We start from the raw sequence: 21,007 nt of genomic DNA on the forward strand, positions 1-21,007 counted from the left end.
CGGCGTTTGGCATACAAGCGCGTGTTGTTGACAGGGTAGGGGATTCACGCAAGCGTACGCCGCCTAATGGCCTGCGGCGTCACGCATCGCCGTGGGGAGAACCACCTGGAGACCTGGATCTTGGACAAGCTGCTTCGTCGTACCGCCGCGCCCGTGGCGCGTCGTGCCCTCTCTCTGGCCACCGCCGCAGCGGTGCTGATGCTGGCCGCCTGCCAAGGCAAGGACACCGCTGCCGAGGCGAGCAAGACCGCACCGGCCGCCGCACCTGCCGAGGCGTCCACCACGATCCATCCCGACCAGTGGCCGTCGCCGAAGTGGCCGTTCGCCCAGGACCAGGCCCTGGAGCAGCGCATCACCGATGTGATGGCCAAGATGAGCGTCGAAGAGAAGGTCGCGCAGACCATCCAGGGCGACATCGCCAGCATGACCCCGGACGATGTGCGCAAGTACCGCATCGGCTCGGTGCTGGCCGGCGGCAATTCCGATCCAGGCGGCAAGTACGACGCCAGCCCGGCCGAGTGGTTGAAGCTGGCCGACGCCTTCTATGAAGCGTCGATGGACACCTCCAAGGGCGGCAACGCGATTCCGATCATCTTCGGCATCGATGCGGTGCACGGCCAGAGCAACATCGTCGGCGCCACGCTGTTCCCGCACAACATCGGCCTGGGCGCCACGCGCAACCCGGAGCTGATCAAGCAGATCGGCGAAGTCACCGCCGCCGAAACCCGCGTCACCGGCATGGAGTGGACATTCGCGCCGACCGTGGCGGTGCCGCAGGACGACCGCTGGGGCCGCAGCTACGAGGGCTATTCCGAGTCGCCGGATGTGGTGGCCAGCTTCGCCGGCAAGATGGTTGAAGGCGTGCAGGGCGTGCCGGGCACCCCGCAGTTCCTCGATGGCAGCCACGTGATTTCCTCGGTGAAGCATTTCGTCGGCGACGGCGGCACCACCGACGGCAAGGACCAGGGCGACACCAAGGTGTCCGAAGCCACCATGCGCGATATCCACGCGGCCGGTTACCCGCCGGCGATCGCGGCCGGTGCGCAGACGGTGATGGCCTCGTTCAACAGCTTCAATGGCGAGAAGATGCACGGCAACAAGGTCATGCTGACCGACGTGCTCAAGGGCCGCATGAACTTCGGCGGTTTCGTGGTCGGCGACTGGAATGGCCACGGCCAGGTCAAGGGCTGCACCAACGAAAACTGCCCGGCCTCGTTCATTGCCGGCGTCGACATGGCAATGGCCTCCGACAGCTGGAAAGGTATCTACGAGACCGAACTGGCGGCAGTGAAGTCGGGCCAGATCTCGGCCGAGCGGCTGGACGATGCGGTGCGCCGGATCCTGCGCGTCAAGCTGCGCCTGGGCCTGTTCGAAGCCGGCAAGCCGTCCAAGCGCCCGCTCGGCGGCAAATACGAATTGCTGGGCGCGCCGGAACACCGCGCGATCGCCCGCCAGGCGGTGCGCGAGTCGCTGGTGCTGCTCAAGAACCAGGCCGGCATCCTGCCGCTGGATCCGAAAAAGCGCGTACTGGTGCTGGGCGACGGCGCCAACGACATGGGCAAGCAATCCGGCGGCTGGACGCTGAACTGGCAGGGCACCGGCACCAAGCGCAGCGACTATCCCAATGGCAACACCATCTGGGAAGGCCTGGACAAGCAGATCAAGGCCGCCGGCGGCAAGGCCGAGCTGGCAGTCGATGGTGCGTACAAGACCAAGCCCGACGTGGCGGTGGTGGTGTTCGGTGAGAACCCGTACGCCGAGTTCCAGGGCGACATCGCCACCCTGCTTTACAAGCCGGGCGACGAGAGCGAGCTGGCGCTGATCAAGAAGCTCAAGGCCGAAGGCATCCCGGTGGTGGCGGTGTTCCTGAGCGGGCGTCCGTTGTGGATGAACCAGTACATCAACGCCGCCGATGCCTTCGTCGCCGCCTGGTTGCCGGGTTCGGAAGGCGAGGGCATTGCCGACGTGCTGCTGCGCAAGGCCGATGGCACGGTACAGAACGACTTCAAGGGCAAGCTGAGCTTCTCCTGGCCCAAGACCGCGGTGCAGTTCGCCAACAACGTCGGGCAGAAGGATTACGACCCGCAGTTCAAGTTCGGCTTCGGCCTGACCTACGCCGACAAGGGCGACCTGGCTGCGTTGCCGGAGGAATCGGGCGTGTCCGGCGAGCAGTCGGTGGGCGGGGTGTACTTCGTGCGCGGCAAGCCGGCACTGGGCATTGCGATGCAGCTGTCCAATGCCGGCCAGGCCAACATGCCGGCCACCACGCTGCCGGTGGGTCTGTCCGATGGCAGCCTGAAGATGACCGCGGTCGACCACAAGGCGCAGGAAGATGCGCGGCGCCTGGTCTGGTCCGGTGCCAAGGCCTCCAGCGTATTGCTGGTGTCCGGCAAGCCGGTCGATGTCTCGCGTGAGAGCAACGGCGATGTGCAGTTGCAGCTGACCGTGCGCCGCGACAGCGCAGTGACTGCGCCGGTGTGGCTGGGCGTGGGCTGTGGCGACAAGTGCGGCGGCCGCGTCGATGCGCAGAAGACCCTGGCCGCGCTGCCGCAAGGCCAGTGGAAGGTGGTGGGCGTGCCGTTGAAATGCTTCGCAGTGGCCGGTGCGGATGTGACCAAGCTGACCCAGGTCGCCAGCATCGAAAGCGCTGCAGCGCTGGACCTGTCGGTGTCGAAGATCGCGCTGGGCGCGCTCAACGAAGCTGAAGTCACGCTCGACTGCCCGGTCAAGTAGGCAGCACGCCCGCAGGCGCGCTTGCGGGTATGCCCAGGTAACAACCCCATACATGCGTCGCCGGCCCCGGCGATGTGTCAAAGCGGCCACCCTCAGCGGTGGTGTCATCAGCCGCCGCGGGACGCGCGCGTCGATCGGCCGGGACGGCCTGCAGCTGCGGTTCGCCGCGCTGCTGTCACGCACGCAGTGCGGGCGGCGGCAGTCTGCAGACCTGTCCGGTCCACGACGCTCAGCCCAGAGCCAGACAGGAGAGTGCAGTGGGTTTGGCGACGTTGGATATCGTGATTGTGCTGGTCTATCTGACCGGCATCTTCGTGCTCGCGCAGTGGGTCTCGCGCGAGAAGGCAGGTCACAGCAAGAGCGCCGAGGATTACTTCCTGGCCAGCAAGTCGTTGCCGTGGTGGGCGATCGGCGCCTCGCTGATCGCCGCGAACATCTCGGCCGAACAGATCATCGGCATGGCCGGTTCCGGTTATGCGATCGGCCTGGCGATCGCCTCCTACGAGTGGATGGCGGCGCTGACGCTGCTGATCGTGGGCAAGTTCTTCCTGCCGATCTTCCTGCGCAACGGCATCTACACCATGCCGCAGTTCCTGGAACAGCGGTACGGCAAGTGGATCCGCACCCTGATGGCGGTGTTCTGGCTGCTGCTGTACGTGTTCGTCAATCTCACCTCGATCCTGTGGCTGGGGTCGATCGCGGTCAGCCAGGTCACCGGCATGGACCAGACCCTGGCCCTGGCGTTGATCGGCGTATTCGCGCTGGTCTACCAGCTGTACGGCGGTCTTAAAGCGGTGGCCTTGACCGATATCGTGCAGGTCACGCTGCTGGTGCTGGGCGGCCTGCTGGTGGCCGGGCTGACCCTGGCACGGATCGGCGACGGTGCCGGCGTGCTGGCCGGCTTCAAGCACCTGTGGACTGCGCACCCCGAGCACTTCCACATGATCCTGAGCAAGGACAACCCGTTCTACAAGGACCTGCCCGGCCTGAGCGTGCTGCTGGGCGGTCTGTGGGTGATGAACATCAGTTACTGGGGTTTCAACCAGTACATCATCCAGCGCGCGCTGGCGGCCAAGAACATCGGCGAGGCGCAGAAGGGCATGGTGTTCGCCGCGTTCCTGAAGCTGCTGATGCCGTTGGTGATCGTGGTGCCGGGCATCGCCGCGGTGGTGCTGGCGCCGGACCTGGCCAAGCCCGACCAGGCCTATCCGACCATGATGCAGCTGTTGCCGACCGGCATCCTGGGCCTGGTGTTCGCGGCGCTGGTGGCGGCGATCGTGGCCTCGCTGGCTTCAAAGATCAACTCGGTGGCGACGATCTTCACCCTGGATTTCTACGCCAAGTTCCGCCCGCAGACCGAGCAGAAGCAGCTGGTGCGCGTGGGTCGCATCGTGGCCATCGTAGCGGTGGTGATCGGCATCCTGACCGCGCGGCCGCTGCTGGGCAACTTCGATCAGGGCTTCCAGTTCATCCAGGAATTCACCGGCTTCTTCACGCCTGGCGTGGTGGTGATCTTCATGCTTGGCCTGTTCTGGAAGCGCGCCAACGAGGCCGGCGCACTGACCGCGGCGATCGGCTCGGTGGTGCTGTCGTTCGCGCTCAAGTTTGCCTGGCCGGAATTGCCGTTCATGGACCGCATCGGCGTGGTGTTCGTGGCGGCGCTGGTGCTGGCAGTGCTGGTGTCGTTGATGACCGCGCCCACCCAGGCACGCGACCTGATCCGTACCGACGATGTGGCCTACGGCACCACGCTGGGCTTCAAGGTCGGTGCGATCGGGGTGGTGGTGATCCTGGTCGCGCTGTATGCGGTGTTCTGGTAATCGCCCAGCCAGTCCGCTGAAATTGGTTGTGCGCACGCGGCGCGACACTCAGGTGTCGCGCCGCGTGCGTTTTGGCTGCTGTGCTGCTTCCGCTTACACCCGCGCCGCGGCCAGGCTTGCGGCGAGCAGATTGACCGGCGCTTCCAGCTGCTCATGCCACGGCGTCTGCAGCCAGGTTTCCAGTGCGGCCGCCGGCATCGGCTTGGCGATCCAGTAGCCCTGACCTTCGTCGCAGCCCCAGGTGCGCAGCTGCGCGTAGGCCTCCGCCGACTCGATGCCTTCGGCGACCACGCGCTGGCCCAGGCTGTGGCCGAGCTGGATCATCGCCGGCACCAGGGTGCGGTCGGTGCGGTTGTCCGGCAACGAGCGGATGAAGGACTGATCGATCTTCAACGAGCTGGCCGGCAGCTGCTTGAGATAGCTGAAATTGCTGTAGCCGGTGCCGAAGTCGTCGATGGCGATATGCACGCCCAGCGCCGCGATGGCCGCCAATTGCTCGGCCAGATGCTCGGGGTGGCGGATCATCGCGCTTTCGGTGAATTCGATCTCCAGCCGGCGCGGATCCAGGTTGTGGCGCTCCAGGCCACGCCGCAGCAGGCCAACGAATCCGGGCCGGTCCAGATCGGCGGCCGACACGTTCAGTGCCAGATTGAAATCCAGGCCCTGTTGCTGCCAGCGCGCGGCCTGGGCAATGCCGTTGTCGATGACCCAGGCGGTAATGCGGTTGATCAACGCGGTTTTTTCGGCCATCGGCACGAAGTCGGCGGGCATCACCGGGCCGATCATCGGATGCTGCCAGCGCAGCAGCGCCTCCACTCCGACGCAGCGGTGATCGTGCAGGTCCACGCGCGGCTGGTAGTGCAGGCGCAGTTGGCTGGCGCTGTCCAGCGCGGCGGGCAGGGAAGCCAGCAGGCGGAAGGTGTTGCGCTGGGCCACGTCGTGCTTGCGCTCGTACATGCTCCACGGCACGCCACGTTCGCGCGAGATGTCCACCGAGGTGGTCAGCGAGCGGATGGTGTCGGCCGCGCCATAGCTGGTCTGCAGCGAGACCGCGCCGATCGAGGCCACTGCGGTATGCGGAATGCCCTGATGTTCCAGCGTCTCGGCAAAGGCCTTGGAGACCTTGGTGCACAGCGCGGACAGACGCTGCGTTTCGGCCTGGGCCAGAAAGCCGAAGGTGGTCGGGTCCAGCCGATACAGCGCGGTGCCGGCGGGCAGATACGCTGCCAGCCGACGCTGCGCGATCGCCACATAACCGTCGGCATAATCCCAGCCTAGCGCCTTGACCATGTCACGGAAGTAATCGCTGCCGCAGATGTCGACCGCCACCGCGGTAGTGGCCGGCGCGCTATCGCGTTGCGACAGCCAGGCATCCAGGTCTTCGGCAAAGCGCGACCGATTGGGCAGCCCGGTCGGTCCGTCGCGGTAGGTGGTGCTGCGCAGGTTTTCCACCCGCAGCACCGCCAGGTCGCGCAGGCCTTCCAGTTGGGTGATCGCTTCGGCGTCCAGGCCCGGACGCGGGCTTGTCCCGATCACGCACAAGGTGCCGATGCGGTGGCCGTCGCGCAGCGTCAGCGGCGCGCCGGCGTAGAAGCGGATGAAGGGTGGCCCCAGCACCAGCGGGTTGTCGCAAAAGCGCGGATCCAGTTGCGCGTCGGGCACTACCATCACCTCGGGGGCACGGATCGCATGCGCGCAGAACGCCTGGTCGCGCGGCGTTTCCTGCGGTTCCAGGCCGATGCGGGCCTTGAACCACTGACGATGCTCATCCACCAGCGACACCAGCGCGATTTCTGCGCCAAGGTTGCGGGCGGCCATGGCGGCGATGGTCTCGAACACCGGGTCCGGCGGCGAGTCCAGCAGGCACAGGCCACGCAGGACGGACAACCGGGTCGACTCGTCGACCACGGGCGGAAGAGGGGAATTGGCAGGAGCAAGCACGGATTGCATGTGCTTCTATCGGCCTGAAGCGTAATCCCTTGATCGACGCTGCTAGGTGGCGTTCAGTTGAGGCGGCATTGCCGCGCGATGGCTGCGCCAACGCCGCTGCAGGGACAACAGCGGTGCGATGGCATCAGGCCACAGCATGACGAGGCGGCCTACGCGCCAGGTCGACGGTCGCTCTGACTCACGCGTCATGCGTGATGTAAGCAAACGTGCGGCGTCGTGGTCGGCGCTGGCGCACGACCGCTAAACATTGCCGCCCCCTCGCCGATGACTGAGGGTGCGCCTGCCTTGTCCCCCACAACAACGTAATCGTTCAGCGCACTTGTTTCGGCGCTTGTTCGATATGTGACAGGGGTTGCATCGGCTGGCACGTCAAATTGACACAGTGTTCACGCGCACTGTGAGTTCCGCCATCGCTCGTCCTCCTCCCCTCTGTCTGGAAAAATCGATCGTGAAATCACCGTTGTCTCGTTTTGCCCACCGCATGCTGCTGGTCGTTGCAGGCCTAGCAGTGTCGTCTGCCGCGCACGCGGGGCTGTCGGTGTCCGGCACACAACTGCGTGAGTCCAATGGCAACACCGTGGTCCTGCGTGGCGTCAATCTGCCGCATGCCTGGTACGCGAGCCGCACCGACGCGGCCCTGGCAGCCATCGCTGCCACCGGCGCCAATAGCGTGCGCGTGGTGCTCAGTTCCGGTTATCGCTGGAACCGCACGCCGGAGGCCGAGGTGTCGCGCATCATCGCGCGTTGCAAGAGCCTGGGCCTGATCGCGGTGCTGGAAGTGCACGACACCACCGGCTATGGCGAAGACGGCGCTGCCGCTGGCCTCGCCCACGCTACTGCGTACTGGACCAGCATCCGCAAGGCGCTGATCGGCAACGAAGACCAGGTCATCGTCAACATCGGCAACGAGCCGTTCGGCAATCAGTTGAGCGCCAGCGAATGGGTCAACGGCCATGCAACCGCAATCGCCGCATTGCGCAAGGCCGGATTGACTCACGCCCTGATGGTGGATGCGCCGAACTGGGGCCAGGACTGGAAGTTCTACATGCGCGACAACGCTACCGCGTTGCTGGCGCGCGACAGCCGCCGCAACCTGATCTTCAGCGTGCACATGTACGAAGTGTTCGGCAGCGATGCGACGGTCAACAATTATCTGCGCGCCTTCCGCGATAAAAAGCTGGCGCTGGTGATCGGCGAGTTCGGTGGGGACCATCGCGGCGCGCATGTGGACGAGGCAGCGATCATGCGCCGTGCCCGCGACTACAACGTCGGCTATCTGGGCTGGTCGTGGTCGGGCAATGACAGCAGCACGCAATCGCTGGATATCGCAATCGGCTGGAACGCCACGCGCCTCAGCAGCTGGGGGCGCAACTTGATCCTCGGCGCCGATGGCATCACCGCGACCTCGCGCAGGGCGAGCGTGTTCGGGCCACGTTGAGAGTGAAGCCCTGAAGCCAGCGTATTTGGTTTTTCGGGATGGGTGGATAGTTAGCTGCGGAGCTGCCGATCTGCGGCTTGGCTGCCGGGCTCTTGCCCGCCCACCATCGCAGGACACGCCGCAAGTACGTCCTTGTAGGCTCTTACGCGGCATCCATGCCGCGTAAGGTCCCGCGACGATGGGCGGGCAAGGACCAGTCGAGCTGGTCGGTATGCATGGTTTTCAACAAAACAGCCGGCAACCGGTGCGGTGTCCTCGCCGTGTTCTCGACGCTGTGAATTGGCTGCACGGCCCTTGCCCGCCCACCATCGCAGGACACGCCGCAAGTACGTCCTTGTAGGCTCTTACGCGGCATCCCTGCCGCGTAAGGTCCCGCGACGGTGGGCGGACAAGGACCCGTCGAGATGGTCGGTGTGCATAGTGGAAATGACACAGGACGTGCGTTGGTCGGATCACTAAGCGTTCGATCAACCTCTGACTATTTTCGCGTCGCAAGCCGAGCAGCAAACGGGCTTTCAACACGCAAGCTGCAAACGTCGCATCTGCTGCCGCAAGCCGAGCAACACGCTTTCAAGAAAGCAGCCGGCCAACTGTCTGGCGCGGTGTCCTTGCCGGTTGCGGGACCCTTGGCGGCATGGATGCCGCCAAGGAGCCTCCATGGACGGATTCACGGCGTGTCCCGCAAGCGGCGAGGGCACCGCGCTCTCGACTCACCGAGCGTTTGAGCTATGTATCGGATCTCGCCAAAAACAGCGCCATGGTTGAATGGATCAAGCCTCGGGTAGCGCCTGAAAAACGCCACGGTTCAACGTCTCGATGCCAGGCCTCAACGCCCGGGCTCGCGTAACGGCCCCGGGCTTGGCCGCTTGGTCAGCTTGCGCTGCAGCGAGCGGCGGTGCATGCCGAGCAGGCGTGCGGCGGCGGAGACATTGCCGCCGGTTTCGTGCAGCGCCTGCTGGATGTGCTCCCACTGCAGGCGGCTGAGCGGTGTCATCATTTCCCGCGCGGTTTCTTCTTCGTCCGGCTCCGGCAGCTCGTCGTCCTCTTCGCCCAGCGCCCGCATGATGGTCGGGATATTGGCCGGCTTGGGCAGGTAGTCGTCGGCGCCGAGCTTGATCGCCTCCACCGCGGTGGCGATGCTCGCATAGCCGGTGACCAGCAGGATGCGCATGTCGGCGCGGATCTCGCGCAGCGGCTGGATCAGGCTCAGGCCGGAATCGTGGCCGAGCTTGAGATCGATCAAGGCGAAATCGGGCAAGGCGCTGCGTGCGGTCGACAGGGCACTGGCCGCGTCGGTGGCGGTCAGGGTTTCCACGCCGCGGCGGGCGAGGCTGCGCTGCAGCGTACGCAGGTACAGGGTGTCGTCGTCGACCAGCAGGCCGGTACGCAGGGGAGTGCTTGTCATGCGAGTGCCTCGTGTTCGGAGAGCGGCAGACGGAAACCGACGCGGGCGCCGCTGCCTTCGGCGGGCAGCATCCACAACTCGCCCTGCAGCCGCTCGACGGTGGCGTGCGAGAGCGCCAGCCCAACGCCCATGCCGTCGTGTTTGCCGCTATTGAACAAGGTGCCCGGCAGCATGGCCTGCGAGGTGTCGAAGCCCGGACCATAGTCGCGGACTTCGCCGCTGAGATGGTCCTGCTCCACGCGCAGGGTGAGATCGATCTGCGGCCGGCCGGCACGTTCGCCGGCATCGGCCGCATTGTTGAGCAGCACCATCAGCAGATGGCTGACGCCTGGCTGCAGCAGCAGGCGCATCGGTGCGTCGTCGTTGCGGCGCAGCTCGATGGTCGGGCGCACCAGCCGCCATTGTTCCAGCACGTCCTTGACCGCCACCTCGCGGCTGAGGTGGCCGTTGTCGGCCGGTGCGGCCAGCGCCAGCACGCGCTCGTGACACTGCACCAGCAGCTCGCGCAGGGTGTCCAGATCCTCGCGCAATTCGCCCTGGTCGCATTGATCGGCGATGTCGTCGACCAGCAGGGTCATCGTCGCCAGTGGCGTGTTGAGCTCATGCGCCACCGAGGCGGCATGCGTGGCCAGCGCGACGATGCCCTCGTTACGCGCAAAGCGCTCGCGCAGCGTGGAGATCTCGCGCTCGCGTTCGCGCATCGACAAGGCCAGCCGGGTGGCGAAGGCCAGCACCACCACCGTCGACAGCAGGAAGTTGGCGGCCATGCCCCACATGTGCAGGCTAAGCGGGTCGAAGCTACCGTAGGGCAGCGGCAGGCCGAACGCCGCACTGATCACATAGCCGGCCACACAGGACGCCGCCACCGCCATCGCCCAGCCCAGCGGCAGGGCCAGCGCGGCCAGCGCGATCAGCACCAGGAACAGCGAGCCGAACGGGTTGGCGATGCCGCCGCTCCAGCCCACCATCCAGGTCAGCACGGTGACATCGACCAGGATATGGCCGAACTCGGTGGCCGGGCTGACCGCGCCACGGTGGGCCACCCGCAATTGCGCATACAGGTTGAACACCGCCAGTGCGGCCACGCCGGCCCACAAGGGTTGCTGCGGCAGGTCCAGGCCCATCAGGCCGGTGGCGACCAGGATGGTGGCGGCCTGGCCGGCGGTAGCCAGCCAGCGCAGGCTGCACAGGGTCCGCAGGAAGGAGGCGTCTGAGGAATTCATCACGGCAATGCTATGCGCTCGGGGGCGTGGCGGCCTGCGACAAACCGTCGCATCGGCCCGGAAGACGACCCGCGCAGCGCTTCAGCTGTGAGCGGACCGATGACAGGCTAAAATACCGCGATGTATGACGCCGTGACTCGCCCAACCCCTCCCGCCGACGCCACCGCCTGGCCGCGCCGCATCACCCAGGCCGTCAAGATCGGCAGCGTGACTGTGGGCGGCGGCCACCCGGTGGTCGTCCAGTCGATGACCAATACCGATACCGCCGACATCGCCGGCAGCGTCAAGCAGGTGGCCGACCTGTGGCGCGCCGGCTCGGAAATGGTGCGCCTGACCGTCAACAATGCCGAGTCGGCCGCGGCCATTCCGCGCATCGTCGACAAGCTGCGCATGATGGGGATCGAGGTGCCGTTGATCGGCGACTTCCATTACAACGGTCACCAGTTGCTCGCCGCCGAGCCGGCCTGCGCCGAAGCGCTGGCCAAGTACCGCATCAATCCGGGCAATGTCGGCTTCGGCAAGAAGAAGGATCTGCAGTTCGCGCAGCTGATCGAGTTCGCGATCAAGTACGACAAACCGGTACGCATCGGCGCCAACTGGGGCTCGCTGGACCAGTCGCTGGCTGCGCAGCTGATGGACGAGAACTCGCAGCGCGCCACGCCCTGGGATGCCGGCCGCGTGCTGCGCGAGGCCTTGATCCGTTCGGCGGTGGATTCGGCCGAGCGCGCGGTGGAACTGGGGCTGGCGCGCGAGCGCATCATTTTGTCGGCCAAGGTATCCGGTGTGCAGGAGCTGATCGCGGTGTATCGCGACATGGCGAGCCGCTGCGACTTTGCGCTGCATCTGGGCCTGACCGAGGCCGGCATCGGCAGCAAGGGCATCGTGGCCTCCGCCGCCGCGCTGAGCGTGCTGCTGCAGGAAGGCATCGGCGACACCATCCGCATCTCGCTGACGCCGGAACCGGGCCAGTCGCGCACCCAGGAAGTGATCGTCGCGCAGGAACTGCTGCAGACCACCGGCCAGCGCGCCTTCACGCCGATGGTCACAGCCTGCCCGGGCTGCGGCCGCACCACCTCCGAGTTCTTCCAGGAACTGGCCGGCGTGGTGCAGAACCATGTGCGCGCCAAGATGCCGGAGTGGAAGATCAGCAACCCCGGCGCGGAAAACATGACCCTGGCGGTGATGGGCTGCGTGGTCAACGGGCCGGGCGAATCGCGCCACGCCAACATCGGTATTTCGTTGCCGGGCACCGGCGAGGCGCCGTCGGCACCGGTGTTCATCGATGGCGAAAAAAGCGTCACCTTGCGTGGTGAAAACATCGCCTACGAGTTCATCGATCTGATCGATCAGTACGTCGAACGCACCTATGTCCGTCGCGCCGGCTGAATCGCCGGCGGGTTTCAGGGGATGGCTGCGCAGCAATGCGTGGCGCATGGCGTTGCTGTTTGCCGGCGTGCTGCTGCCGTTGGGCTTGTTCGTCGACCTGGCCGACGAAGTCCACGAGCTGGAAAATTTCTATTTCGACGAGCCCCTGCTGTGGAGCATGCGCAGCATCGCCACGCCGGGGCTGGATGCGTTTTTCGGGGTGGTGTCCAAGATCGGCTACCAGTACGGGGTGATCCCGGCCGATGTCGCCATCGTGCTGGTGTTGCTGATGTTGCGGCGCTGGCGCGAGGGAACCTTTGCCGCACTCGGCTTCGGCGGCTCGGCCTTGTTGAACATGGGCGCCAAGCAGGTGTTCCAGCGCGACCGCCCGAGCCTGTGGGAATCGATCGCCCCGGAAAGCACCTTCAGCTTTCCCAGCGGGCATGCGATGGGCTCGATGACGCTCGCTGCGGTGGTCATCGCGCTGGCCTGGAACACGCGCTGGCGCTGGCCGGTGACCACTGCCGCCAGCCTGTTCGCGGTGCTGGTCGGCGTGTCGCGGATCTACCTGGGCGTGCATTATCCCTCCGATATCCTGGGCGGCTGGTCGGCCGCGCTGGTATGGGTGGTCGGGCTGTATCTGGTGATGTTTCGCGGCGCACGGCGGCCGCATTGGCGCCGCCATCTCACCTCGGCCTGAGGGTACGGCCGCGCGACGTCGAACTTGGTCGGCGCAGGTGTGTGACCGGGACTGGCGCAGACCGGCACGGTGTTCGACTCAGTAACGACGTACGCGCTCCCGGCGCCACAACTGCAGCCCGATCACGCTGCCGATTGCGGCCAGCAGAATCATGTAATACGCCGGGCCCATCGGGTGCTGCTTGAGCAACATCACCACCACCAGCGGGGTCAGGCCACCGAATACCGCATAGCCCAGGTTATAGGCGAACGACACGCCGGACAGACGCACCACCGGCGGAAACGCTTCGACCATGACGCGCGGAACCGCTCCCAGGACGCCGAGCGCCGCGCCCAGCAGGGCGTACAGCGGGAACAGCAACTGCGGATCACCGGCCAGGCGATAGAACAGCCAGGCGCTGGCGCCCAGGAACACGCTGCCGGCAAGCAGCACGCGTCCGTTGCCGTAGCGATCGGACAAGGCGCCGGCCACGATCGAGCCGATCGCCTGCAGCAGGACCGCGAGCAGGTTGACCTGCAAGGCGACCGCTGCCGGGTAGTGGTACGCGCTCTGCAGCAGCGTCGGCGTCATCAACGACACCACCAGCACCCCGGCTGCCACCATCCAGGTCAGCCACAACGACTGCGCCACACTGCGTGGATGATCGCGCAGCACCAGCTTGAGCGGCGTTTCGCGCGCGACGGCACGCATCGCCATCAGCTCGGCGAACACCGGTGTTTCGTGCAGCCAACGCCGCAGATATACGGAAAGCAGGCCGAAGAGGCCGCCGGCCAAGAACGGCAGGCGCCAGGCATAGTCGGCGATTTCCTGCGGCGTGAAGGCGCGATTGATCGCCCCGGCGCTGAGCGAACCGAGCAACACCCCGGCGGCCAGGCCGGCGGTCAGTGTTCCGCAGGCCAGTCCCCTGCGTTGCGCAGGCACGTGCTCTGCGACGAAGACCCATGCACTGGGGACTTCGCCGCCGATGGCTGCGCCCTGCAGCAACCGCATCGTCAGCAGCAGCAGCGGGGCGGCCAGGCCGATCTGCGCGTAGGTCGGCAGCATGCCGATGGCCAGCGTCGGCAAGGCCATCAATCCGATGCTGAGCGCGAACATGCGCTTGCGACCGAGCAGGTCGCCGAAGTGCGCCATCACGATCCCGCCCAGCGGACGGATCAGGTAGCCGGCAGCAAAGATGCCGAAAGTCTGCAACTGCCGCATCCAGTCCGGTATGCCCGGCGGAAAGAACAGCTCCCCCAGCACCGTCGCGAAGAAGATGAAGATGATGAAGTCGTAGAATTCCAGCGCGCCGCCCAGCGCGGACAGGGCCAGGGTCTTGTAATCGCCGCGTGTGAGCTGGCTTGTGGGTGCAGTGCCTGTTGCGGAAGGGGTCTTCAAGGCATGACATCCTGTGGCAGGTGCTCGCGCGCATGCGCGTGCTGGAGCAGTGAGGTATGAGTCATCCGTGCTATTGCCGCGGCAATGCCCAGCTTGCACGCTTGCCCGCCACGGCCAGGCGCATGCACTTCGGGAAAGGCGCGCTGGCTGCGACTTCGGTGCCGATCAGTCGCGCACACTTGCGTGCGCCGCCGCTTCGGCATGCAGTGCGGTGGTGTCGAACAACGGCAGCTGCGCATCGCTGCTGTCCACCAGCAGCGAAATCTCGGTACAGCCCAGGATGATCGCTTGCGCACCCTCCTGGCCGAGGTCGGCCATGACCTGGCGGAAATAGCCGCGCGACTCCGGCCGGATGATGCCCTGGCAGAGTTCGTCGTAGATCACCCGATGCAGTTGCGCGCGTGCTTCGGTCGGCGGTACCAGCACCTGCAGGCCACGCGCAGCCAGGCGCTCGCGATAGAACGGCTGTTCCATGGTGAAACGCGTGCCGAGCAGCCCGACCCGGGTGACCCCCGCGGCAATCAACGCATCGGCGGTGGCATCAGCGATATGCAGCAATGGCAGCGGCGTTGCGGAGGTGATCGCATCGGCAACGCAATGCATGGTGTTGGTGCACAGCACCAGGAGGTCGGCACCGCCGGCATGCAGCGCGCGCGCCGCTGCCGCCATTGCCTGGCCTGCGCCGTCCCAGTCGCCGGCGTGTTGCAGGCGTTCGATCTCATGGAAATTGACGCTGTACAGCAACAGCCTGGCCGAATGCAGGCCGCCGCAGGCCAGGCGCACCCGCTGGTTGATGATGCGGTAGTAGGGCAGGGTGGATTCCCAGCTCATGCCGCCGATCAGGCCGATGGTTTTGCTTGGAACCGGCATGCCGACCTCACCTTGGAACAGTCAACGAATGTGCGTGCGCATCGCCCCTTCGATGGCCGGGGAGCGCGTACCAGCGCAGTGTACGTCGGCATCGTCGCCACGCCACCGCGCGGGCCGGTCAGGCCGCGCGCAGACGCTCGATCACTCGCCCGGTTTTGCGCCTTCCAGCGGTGCGTGCGTGGCGGCGCGACGCGCCAGCACGCTTTCACGATGGGCGATGTAGACATTGGCGCAGATGATGATGGCCGCACCGATCAGGGTATGGTGTTCGATCGCCTCGCCGAACAGCCACCAGCCCAGCAGCGCCACCAGCGGCAGCTGCATGAAGCTGATTGGCTGCAGTGCGGAGACTTCGCCCAGCTTGAGCGCGCGCGTCCAGAACAGCTGGCCGGCGGTGCCGAAGATGCCGGTCGCCGCCAGCCAGAGCCAGTCGATGCCCTGCGGCCAGCTCCACTGAAACAGTGCCGGAATCAGCGACATCGGCACCCAGAACACATAGGTGTAGAACACCACGGTGTCCGAGTCGTCGCTGCGCGAGAGCTGCTTGATCTGGATCGCCACCACGGCGCTGATCACCGCTGCCAGCAGCGCAATCAGCAGACCGGGCGTAAAGGTGGACGAGCCTGGCCGCAGGATCACCAACACGCCGATGAATCCGGCCGCCACCGCCAGCCAGCGGCGCAGGCGCACCTGTTCGTGCAGCCACACCACGGCCAGCACGGTGACGAACAACGGGGTGGAATACGACAGCGAGATCGCCTGCGACAACGGCAGGTGGCCGATCGCCCAGAACCCGCACAGCATCGACGCCAGGCCGATCAGGGTGCGTGCCAGGTACTGCGGCAATTGCCGCGTGCGCGGCGCCTTGCCGGCGCGCAGGATCAGCGGCAACAGGGCTAACAGCCCGAACGCATTGCGAAAGAACGCGATCTCGGTGGTGGCGATCGTGCCCGACGCCAGCCGGATGCAGATGGCCATCAGGCCGAAGGCGAAGGTACTGGTGAGCATCCACAGCGCAGCACGTCGCGATGCCTGCTGCACTGTCACCAATGCGCTCCGATGATGCGCGGCTCCGGCTCCAGGATCACCGAGTAACGCTCGCGCACCGATTCGGCGATGCGCCGCGCAAAGTCCAGCAGCTGCGCACCGCTGGCGGTGCCGTAATTGACCAGCACCAGGGCGTGATCCGGCGACACTCCGGCATCGCCTTCGCGCCGGCCCTTCCAGCCGCACTGCTCGATCAACCAGGCCGCCGACAACTTGCCCTGGCCGGGCTGTTCGCCAGGGTAGACCGGCATATCGGCAAAGGTGGCCTGCAGCGCGGCAATCTGCTCGCTGGGCAGCAAGGGATTCTTGAAGAAGCTGCCGGCATTGCCGAGCACATCCGGGTCCGGCAGTTTGCGCCGACGGATGTTGATCACCGCCTGCGCCACATCGGCGGCACCGGCCAGGTCGGCGCCCATGCTGGCCAGCTCCTCGCGGATACCGGCGTAGTCCAGCCGCAACTCGTGCAGCAGCGGCAAATTGAATTCCACCGCGACGATCAGATAACGCTCCGGCTGCTGCTTGAACACGCTGTCGCGATAGGCAAAGGCGCACTCGGCCGCGGTCAGCCGCACGAACTGCTGGGCGTACAGATCGAAGGCATCCACCACATGGATGAAGTCGCCCACCTGCGCGCCGTATGCGCCGATGTTCTGGATCGGGCAGGCGCCGACGGTGCCGGGAATCAAGGCCAGATTCTCCAGCCCCGACAGGCCTTGCTGCAGCGAATACAGCACCAGCGCGTGCCAGTTGACGCCGGCACCAGCGCGCACGATGGCGTGGTCGGCGTGGTGCGCGATGATGGCGACGTCGCGGTTTTCGAAACACAGCACGCAGCCCGGCGGGTCGCCGGCCAGCAGCACGTTGCTGCCGCTGCCCAATACCAGCAGCGGTTGCCCGGCGATCTCCGGCGCTGCCAGCGCCTGCGGCAAGGCATCGGCTGCGTGGATGCTCAGCAACCAGCGCGCCGTGGCATCGACATGAAAGGTATTGAGCGCGCGCAGGGGCGCGTGTTCGCTCAAGCGCCAGCCGGCCTGCGTTGCATCGCTCATAGCGGCGACACCGCACCGCCGCTGGGCGCTTCGCGGCGGCGACGGATCGCGTCCACGCATTCGCCGATCAGCGGCGGCCCGCGATAGACCAGGCCGCTGTAGCACTGCACCAGCGTCGCGCCGGCCGCCATCTTGGCCACCGCATCCGCACCGGAGTTGATGCCGCCCACGCCGATCAACGGGATCGACTCGGGCAGACGCGCGCGCAGGCGGCGCAGCACCAGCGTGGATTGCCCCAGCAGCGGCGCGCCCGACAGGCCGCCGGCTTCGGCAGCCAGCGGATGGTTGGCGATCAGGGTGCGCGTCACCGTGGTGTTGGTGGCGATCACGCCATCCACCGCCAGATCGGCCAGCACGCGTGCGGCCGCATCGATGTCGCGATCGTTGAGATCCGGCGCCACCTTCACCAGCATCGGCACGCGCTTGCCGTGTTGCGCGGCCAGGGCTTCCTGGGTGTCGCGCAGATCGGCGATCAGCCGGCGCAGCGCCTGTTCTTCCTGCAGTTCGCGCAAGCCGGCGGTATTGGGCGAAGAAATATTGACGGTGATGTAGTCGGCCAGCGGGTATACGCGCTCCATGCAATAGCGGTAGTCGCTGGTGGCTTCCTCGTTGGGCGTGTCCTTGTTCTTGCCGATGTTGATACCGAGCAGGCCGCCACGACGCCGCGCGCGTTGCACGTTGGCCACCAGCACATCCACGCCCAGATTGTTGAAGCCCATGCGGTTGATCACCGCCTGGTATTCCGGCAAGCGGAACATGCGCGGCTTGGGATTGCCTTCCTGCGGCCGCGGCGTCACCGTGCCGATCTCGACGAAGCCGAAACCCAGCGCGAGCAGCGCATCGATGTGCTCGCCGTTCTTGTCCAGGCCGGCACCGAGCCCGACCGGGTTGGGAAACATCAGACCGAAGGCCGGCGTCGGCAGCGGCACCGGGCGCTTGGCCAGCAGCGGCGTGGTGCCGGTGCGGTAGGCGACATCGATGGAGCGCAATGCCAGCGCGTGGGCGCGCTCGGCATCGAGGGAAAACAGCAAGGGGCGGGCAAGCGAATACATGCGGGTCAGTTCAATCCCCCGGCGAACACCCGGGTCTGGTATTGGAAGTCGATCAGCCCGTCGCGTGCATGCGCGTCGAACAGCGTGCGTAGCGCGGCGAGCATCGGGGCATGGCGTGGGTCATGCGCGAGCGGGGCATACGACGAAGACAACAGCCGGCCGCGTAAGGCATCGAAGTCCAGCCGTTGCACATTCGGAAAGCGTGCCATCGCGCGGAAGCCTTCGCCGAACCACGCCTGCATGGTGGCATCGTCCTGATAGCGTTCGGCCACGGCCGAATAGTCGGTGCCGTAGTCCAGCAGCAATTGCTCGTAGCCGCGCAGGAAGTCGGTGGTGTCCAGCTCGCGGCTGTTCCAGTAGATCACCGCCAGCCCGCCGGGCTGCAGGATGCGCGCCCACTCGGCACGCACCGCCTGCACGTCGAACCAGTGAAAGGCCTGCGCCGCAGACACCAAGCCGACGCTGGCATCGGCCAGCCCGGTGGCCTCGGCGGTGCCGTCGACCGCGCGGAACTTGGGGAACTCCGCCAGCCACTGCTGCGCGGCTGCGCGCATGGCCGGGTTGGGTTCCACCGCCGTGACCGGGTAACCGGCCTCCAGAAACAGCCGGCTGGAGATGCCGGTGCCGGCACCGATATCGGCCACCGCGGTGGCCGGCGTCAGGCCCAGCTCTTCGTGCAGCCAGCGCAGCAGCTGCGGCGGATAGCTCGGCCGGTAGCGCACATAGGCCGCGACGCGGTCGTTGAAGCGTTGGGCGGAGGAGGGCGCGGCCATGCTCAACTGTTGGCGGCCGCAAGCCAGGCCAGGCCGCCGAAGAACAGGATGAAGATCGCCACCCCTGCCACCCAGAGCGCGACCGCCAGCCAGCCAAGAATCAGCCCGCCGATGGCCAGCCCGTCGCCGTCCAGCCCCTGCGGATTGCGGCGGATTTCGCCGCGCGCCAGGTGGCCGGTGATGATGGCGCAGAGGCTGCCGAGGAACGGGATCAGCGTCCAGCCGAGAATGCCCGAGACCAGGCTGACGATGGCCATGGCACTGGTCTGTCGAACGACGACGTTCATCATGAACTCCTGAAGTGGCGGCAGCCGACGGCTGGCGTGGGCCGATTATCCCAGAGCCGCCGCCCGAATGGCGTGCCGTCTGCGGCCAGACGCGGTGCGTGGCCGGTTTTGACCGGAATGGGCGAGGCTGCATCTCTGGCCGTGCCCGACATCGGGACTAGCGGCCGATGAAGCGTTGAGCACCGAGGTCGTGCGCAACTGCGTGACTCACTGCAAATGATCCAGGCACCCGGCCGCCGCTGATTGGCCGAGCCGTGCGCAGGCACAACGTGGCGGCCATGCTCCGGTACGCGTGCGACAGCGCGCCGGCTCGATGCCCGGCGCGCTGCACCTCGATCAAAGATCGAACTTGATGCCCTGCGCCAGCGGCAGCGAGTCGGAGTAGTTGATCGTATTGGTCTGGCGACGCATATAGACCTTCCACGCATCCGAGCCGGATTCGCGGCCACCGCCGGTCTCCTTTTCGCCGCCGAACGCGCCGCCGATCTCCGCACCCGAGGTGCCGATGTTGACGTTGGCGATGCCGCAGTCGCTGCCAGCCGCCGACAGGAACTTCTCGGCCGCCTTCAGGTTCTGGGTGAAGATCGACGACGACAGGCCCTGCGGCACGCCGTTCTGCAGCTCGATCGCCTCGTCCAGCGTGCTGTACTTCATCACGTACAGGATCGGCGCGAAGGTCTCGTGCTGCACCACCGCGTCGCTGTTCTGCAGCCCGGTGACGATGGCCGGCAGCACGAAGTTGCCGGGGCGGTCGATCGCGGTGCCGCCCACTTCGACCGTGCCGCCAGCGGCCTTGGCCTTGGCGATCGAGGCCAGGAACTGCTCCACCGCGCCCTGGCTGTTGAGCGGGCCCATCAGGTTTGCCGGGTCGGTCGGGTCGCCGATCTTGCTGTCGAGCTGCTTGTACGCCTTGACCAGCGTGGCCAGCACGTTGTCGTAGATGGATGCGTGCACGATCAGGCGGCGCGTGGTGGTGCAGCGCTGTCCGGCGGTGCCCACCGCGCCGAACACGATGCCCGGGATGGCCAGCTTCAGGTCGGCGGTCTCGTCCAGGATGATGGCGTTGTTGCCGCCCAGCTCCAGCAGGCAACGGCCCAGGCGGTGCGCGACCTTTTCCGCAACCACGCGACCGATCTGGGTCGAACCGGTGAAGCTGATCAGCGGCACGCGGCCGTCTTCGACCAGCTTCTGCGACAGCGCCGTGCCGGCATCGTTGATCAGGAAGAAGATGTCCGGGAAGCCGGCGTCCTTCAATGCCGCATTGCAGATCTTCATCGTCGCGATCGCGGTCAGCGGGGTCTTGTTGGACGGCTTCCAGATGCAGATATCGCCGCAGATCGCCGCCAGGAACGCATTCCACGCCCACACTGCCACCGGGAAGTTGAACGCGCTGATGATGCCGACCAGACCCAGCGGCTGGTACTGCTCGTACATGCGGTGGCCCGGGCGCTCCGAATGCATGGTGTAGCCGTACAGCATGCGGCTCTGGCCGACCGCGAAGTCGGCGATGTCGATCATCTCCTGCACTTCGCCATCGCCCTCGGGCTTGCTCTTGCCCATTTCCAGCGCCACCAGCGAGCCCAGCGCATCCTTGTGCGCACGCAGCGCCTCGCCACACAGGCGAACGGCTTCGCCACGGCGCGGCGCAGGCGTGGTCCGCCACACCTTGAAGGCGGCCTGCGCACGCTGGACGATCAGCTCGTAGTCTTCCGGCGTGGTGGCCTGCACCTCGGCGATCACCGCGTTGGTGGTCGGATTGAGCGGCTGCAGCACCCCGGCGCCGGTGGCCTGCGACCAGGTCGCCTCGCCAAGATAGGTACCGGAATTGGACGCGGCGAGGTCGAGCGCCTTGAGCAGGTCAGCGGACATGGGATCTCCAAAGGTCGGGACGGTCGCGTGGCGGCCAAGGCCCCGCGAC

Annotated in this window: 16 protein-coding genes; 5 read left to right on the top strand and 11 right to left on the bottom strand. The window is 66.3% G+C overall.

The window, feature by feature from the left end:
* The first annotated feature begins 120 nt into the window (after positions 1-120).
* Together DGN21_RS08920 and DGN21_RS08925 are read left to right on the top strand one after the other, a co-directional pair.
* Positions 121-2,733: an exo 1,3/1,4-beta-D-glucan glucohydrolase gene (locus DGN21_RS08920; RefSeq protein WP_104623391.1), complete on the top strand. Its 2,613-nt coding sequence runs from the start codon at positions 121-123 to the stop codon at positions 2,731-2,733.
* Between the two features lie 257 nt (positions 2,734-2,990).
* Positions 2,991-4,553 (top strand): sodium/sugar symporter, encoded by a 1,563-nt coding sequence (locus tag DGN21_RS08925; protein ID WP_126966404.1) that lies wholly within the window; start codon positions 2,991-2,993, stop codon positions 4,551-4,553.
* A gap of 93 nt (positions 4,554-4,646) precedes the next feature.
* Here the strand turns inward: DGN21_RS08925 and DGN21_RS08930 are convergent, their stop codons facing one another.
* Positions 4,647-6,503: a GGDEF and EAL domain-containing protein gene (locus DGN21_RS08930; RefSeq protein WP_126966403.1), complete on the bottom strand. Its 1,857-nt coding sequence runs from the start codon at positions 6,501-6,503 to the stop codon at positions 4,647-4,649.
* Positions 6,504-6,984: 481 nt separating this feature from the next.
* Between DGN21_RS08930 and DGN21_RS08935 the strand changes: the two genes are divergently transcribed.
* Positions 6,985-7,941 carry a cellulase family glycosylhydrolase gene (locus tag DGN21_RS08935; protein ID WP_126966421.1) on the top strand — a complete coding sequence of 319 codons (957 nt, stop codon included), beginning with the start codon at positions 6,985-6,987 and terminating at the stop codon, positions 7,939-7,941.
* Between the two features lie 826 nt (positions 7,942-8,767).
* Here DGN21_RS08935 and DGN21_RS08940 read toward each other — a convergent pair.
* Both DGN21_RS08940 and DGN21_RS08945 read right to left on the bottom strand, forming a co-directional pair.
* The gene (locus DGN21_RS08940; protein ID WP_016903100.1) at positions 8,768-9,346 is read right to left on the bottom strand and encodes a response regulator transcription factor; all 579 of its coding nucleotides are present in this window, start codon (positions 9,344-9,346) and stop codon (positions 8,768-8,770) included.
* The gene (locus DGN21_RS08945) at positions 9,343-10,569 is read right to left on the bottom strand and encodes an ATP-binding protein (RefSeq protein WP_016903101.1); all 1,227 of its coding nucleotides are present in this window, start codon (positions 10,567-10,569) and stop codon (positions 9,343-9,345) included. Before DGN21_RS08945 ends, DGN21_RS08940 begins: the two co-directional genes overlap by 4 nt.
* Before the next feature lie 120 nt (positions 10,570-10,689).
* Here DGN21_RS08945 and ispG point away from each other — a divergent pair, with 120 nt between their 5' ends.
* Together ispG and DGN21_RS08955 are read left to right on the top strand one after the other, a co-directional pair.
* Complete coding sequence (gene ispG, locus DGN21_RS08950; RefSeq protein ID WP_016903102.1) at positions 10,690-11,955, top strand: flavodoxin-dependent (E)-4-hydroxy-3-methylbut-2-enyl-diphosphate synthase; 1,266 nt, start codon at positions 10,690-10,692, stop codon at positions 11,953-11,955.
* Positions 11,936-12,634 carry a phosphatase PAP2 family protein gene (locus DGN21_RS08955; protein ID WP_104568526.1) on the top strand — a complete coding sequence of 233 codons (699 nt, stop codon included), beginning with the start codon at positions 11,936-11,938 and terminating at the stop codon, positions 12,632-12,634. The genes ispG and DGN21_RS08955 overlap by 20 nt, the downstream gene beginning before the upstream one ends.
* A 78-nt stretch (positions 12,635-12,712) precedes the next feature.
* Here the strand turns inward: DGN21_RS08955 and DGN21_RS08960 are convergent, their stop codons facing one another.
* The 8 genes from DGN21_RS08960 to DGN21_RS08995 form a co-directional block, all read right to left on the bottom strand.
* Entirely contained in the window at positions 12,713-14,011 is a 1,299-nt protein-coding gene (locus DGN21_RS08960) for an MFS transporter (RefSeq protein WP_104568525.1), read from the bottom strand.
* A 165-nt stretch (positions 14,012-14,176) separates the two neighbouring features.
* Positions 14,177-14,881 carry an aspartate/glutamate racemase family protein gene (locus DGN21_RS08965; RefSeq protein ID WP_126966401.1) on the bottom strand — a complete coding sequence of 235 codons (705 nt, stop codon included), beginning with the start codon at positions 14,879-14,881 and terminating at the stop codon, positions 14,177-14,179.
* 141 nt (positions 14,882-15,022) lie between these two features.
* Complete coding sequence (locus tag DGN21_RS08970) at positions 15,023-15,931, bottom strand: DMT family transporter (protein WP_126966400.1); 909 nt, start codon at positions 15,929-15,931, stop codon at positions 15,023-15,025.
* A complete protein-coding gene (gene murB / locus DGN21_RS08975; RefSeq protein WP_126966399.1) occupies positions 15,925-16,977 on the bottom strand; it encodes a UDP-N-acetylmuramate dehydrogenase in 1,053 nt (350 codons plus the stop codon). The genes DGN21_RS08970 and murB overlap by 7 nt, the downstream gene beginning before the upstream one ends.
* Positions 16,974-18,029: a quinone-dependent dihydroorotate dehydrogenase gene (locus DGN21_RS08980; RefSeq protein WP_039521311.1), complete on the bottom strand. Its 1,056-nt coding sequence runs from the start codon at positions 18,027-18,029 to the stop codon at positions 16,974-16,976. Before DGN21_RS08980 ends, murB begins: the two co-directional genes overlap by 4 nt.
* A 5-nt stretch (positions 18,030-18,034) precedes the next feature.
* Entirely contained in the window at positions 18,035-18,802 is a 768-nt protein-coding gene (locus DGN21_RS08985) for a class I SAM-dependent methyltransferase (RefSeq protein ID WP_016903109.1), read from the bottom strand.
* Between the two features lie 2 nt (positions 18,803-18,804).
* Positions 18,805-19,089, bottom strand: coding sequence for a DUF4190 domain-containing protein (locus DGN21_RS08990; protein ID WP_016903110.1), 285 nt, complete (start codon positions 19,087-19,089; stop codon positions 18,805-18,807).
* Positions 19,090-19,425: 336 nt separating this feature from the next.
* Positions 19,426-20,958, bottom strand: a complete 1,533-nt coding sequence (locus tag DGN21_RS08995; protein WP_024940134.1) for an aldehyde dehydrogenase family protein — start codon at positions 20,956-20,958, stop codon at positions 19,426-19,428.
* Positions 20,959-21,007 lie beyond the last annotated feature (49 nt).

It is taken from the genome of Xanthomonas sp. MLO165 (assembly GCF_018831305.1).
Lineage (GTDB): Bacteria > Pseudomonadota > Gammaproteobacteria > Xanthomonadales > Xanthomonadaceae > Xanthomonas > Xanthomonas arboricola.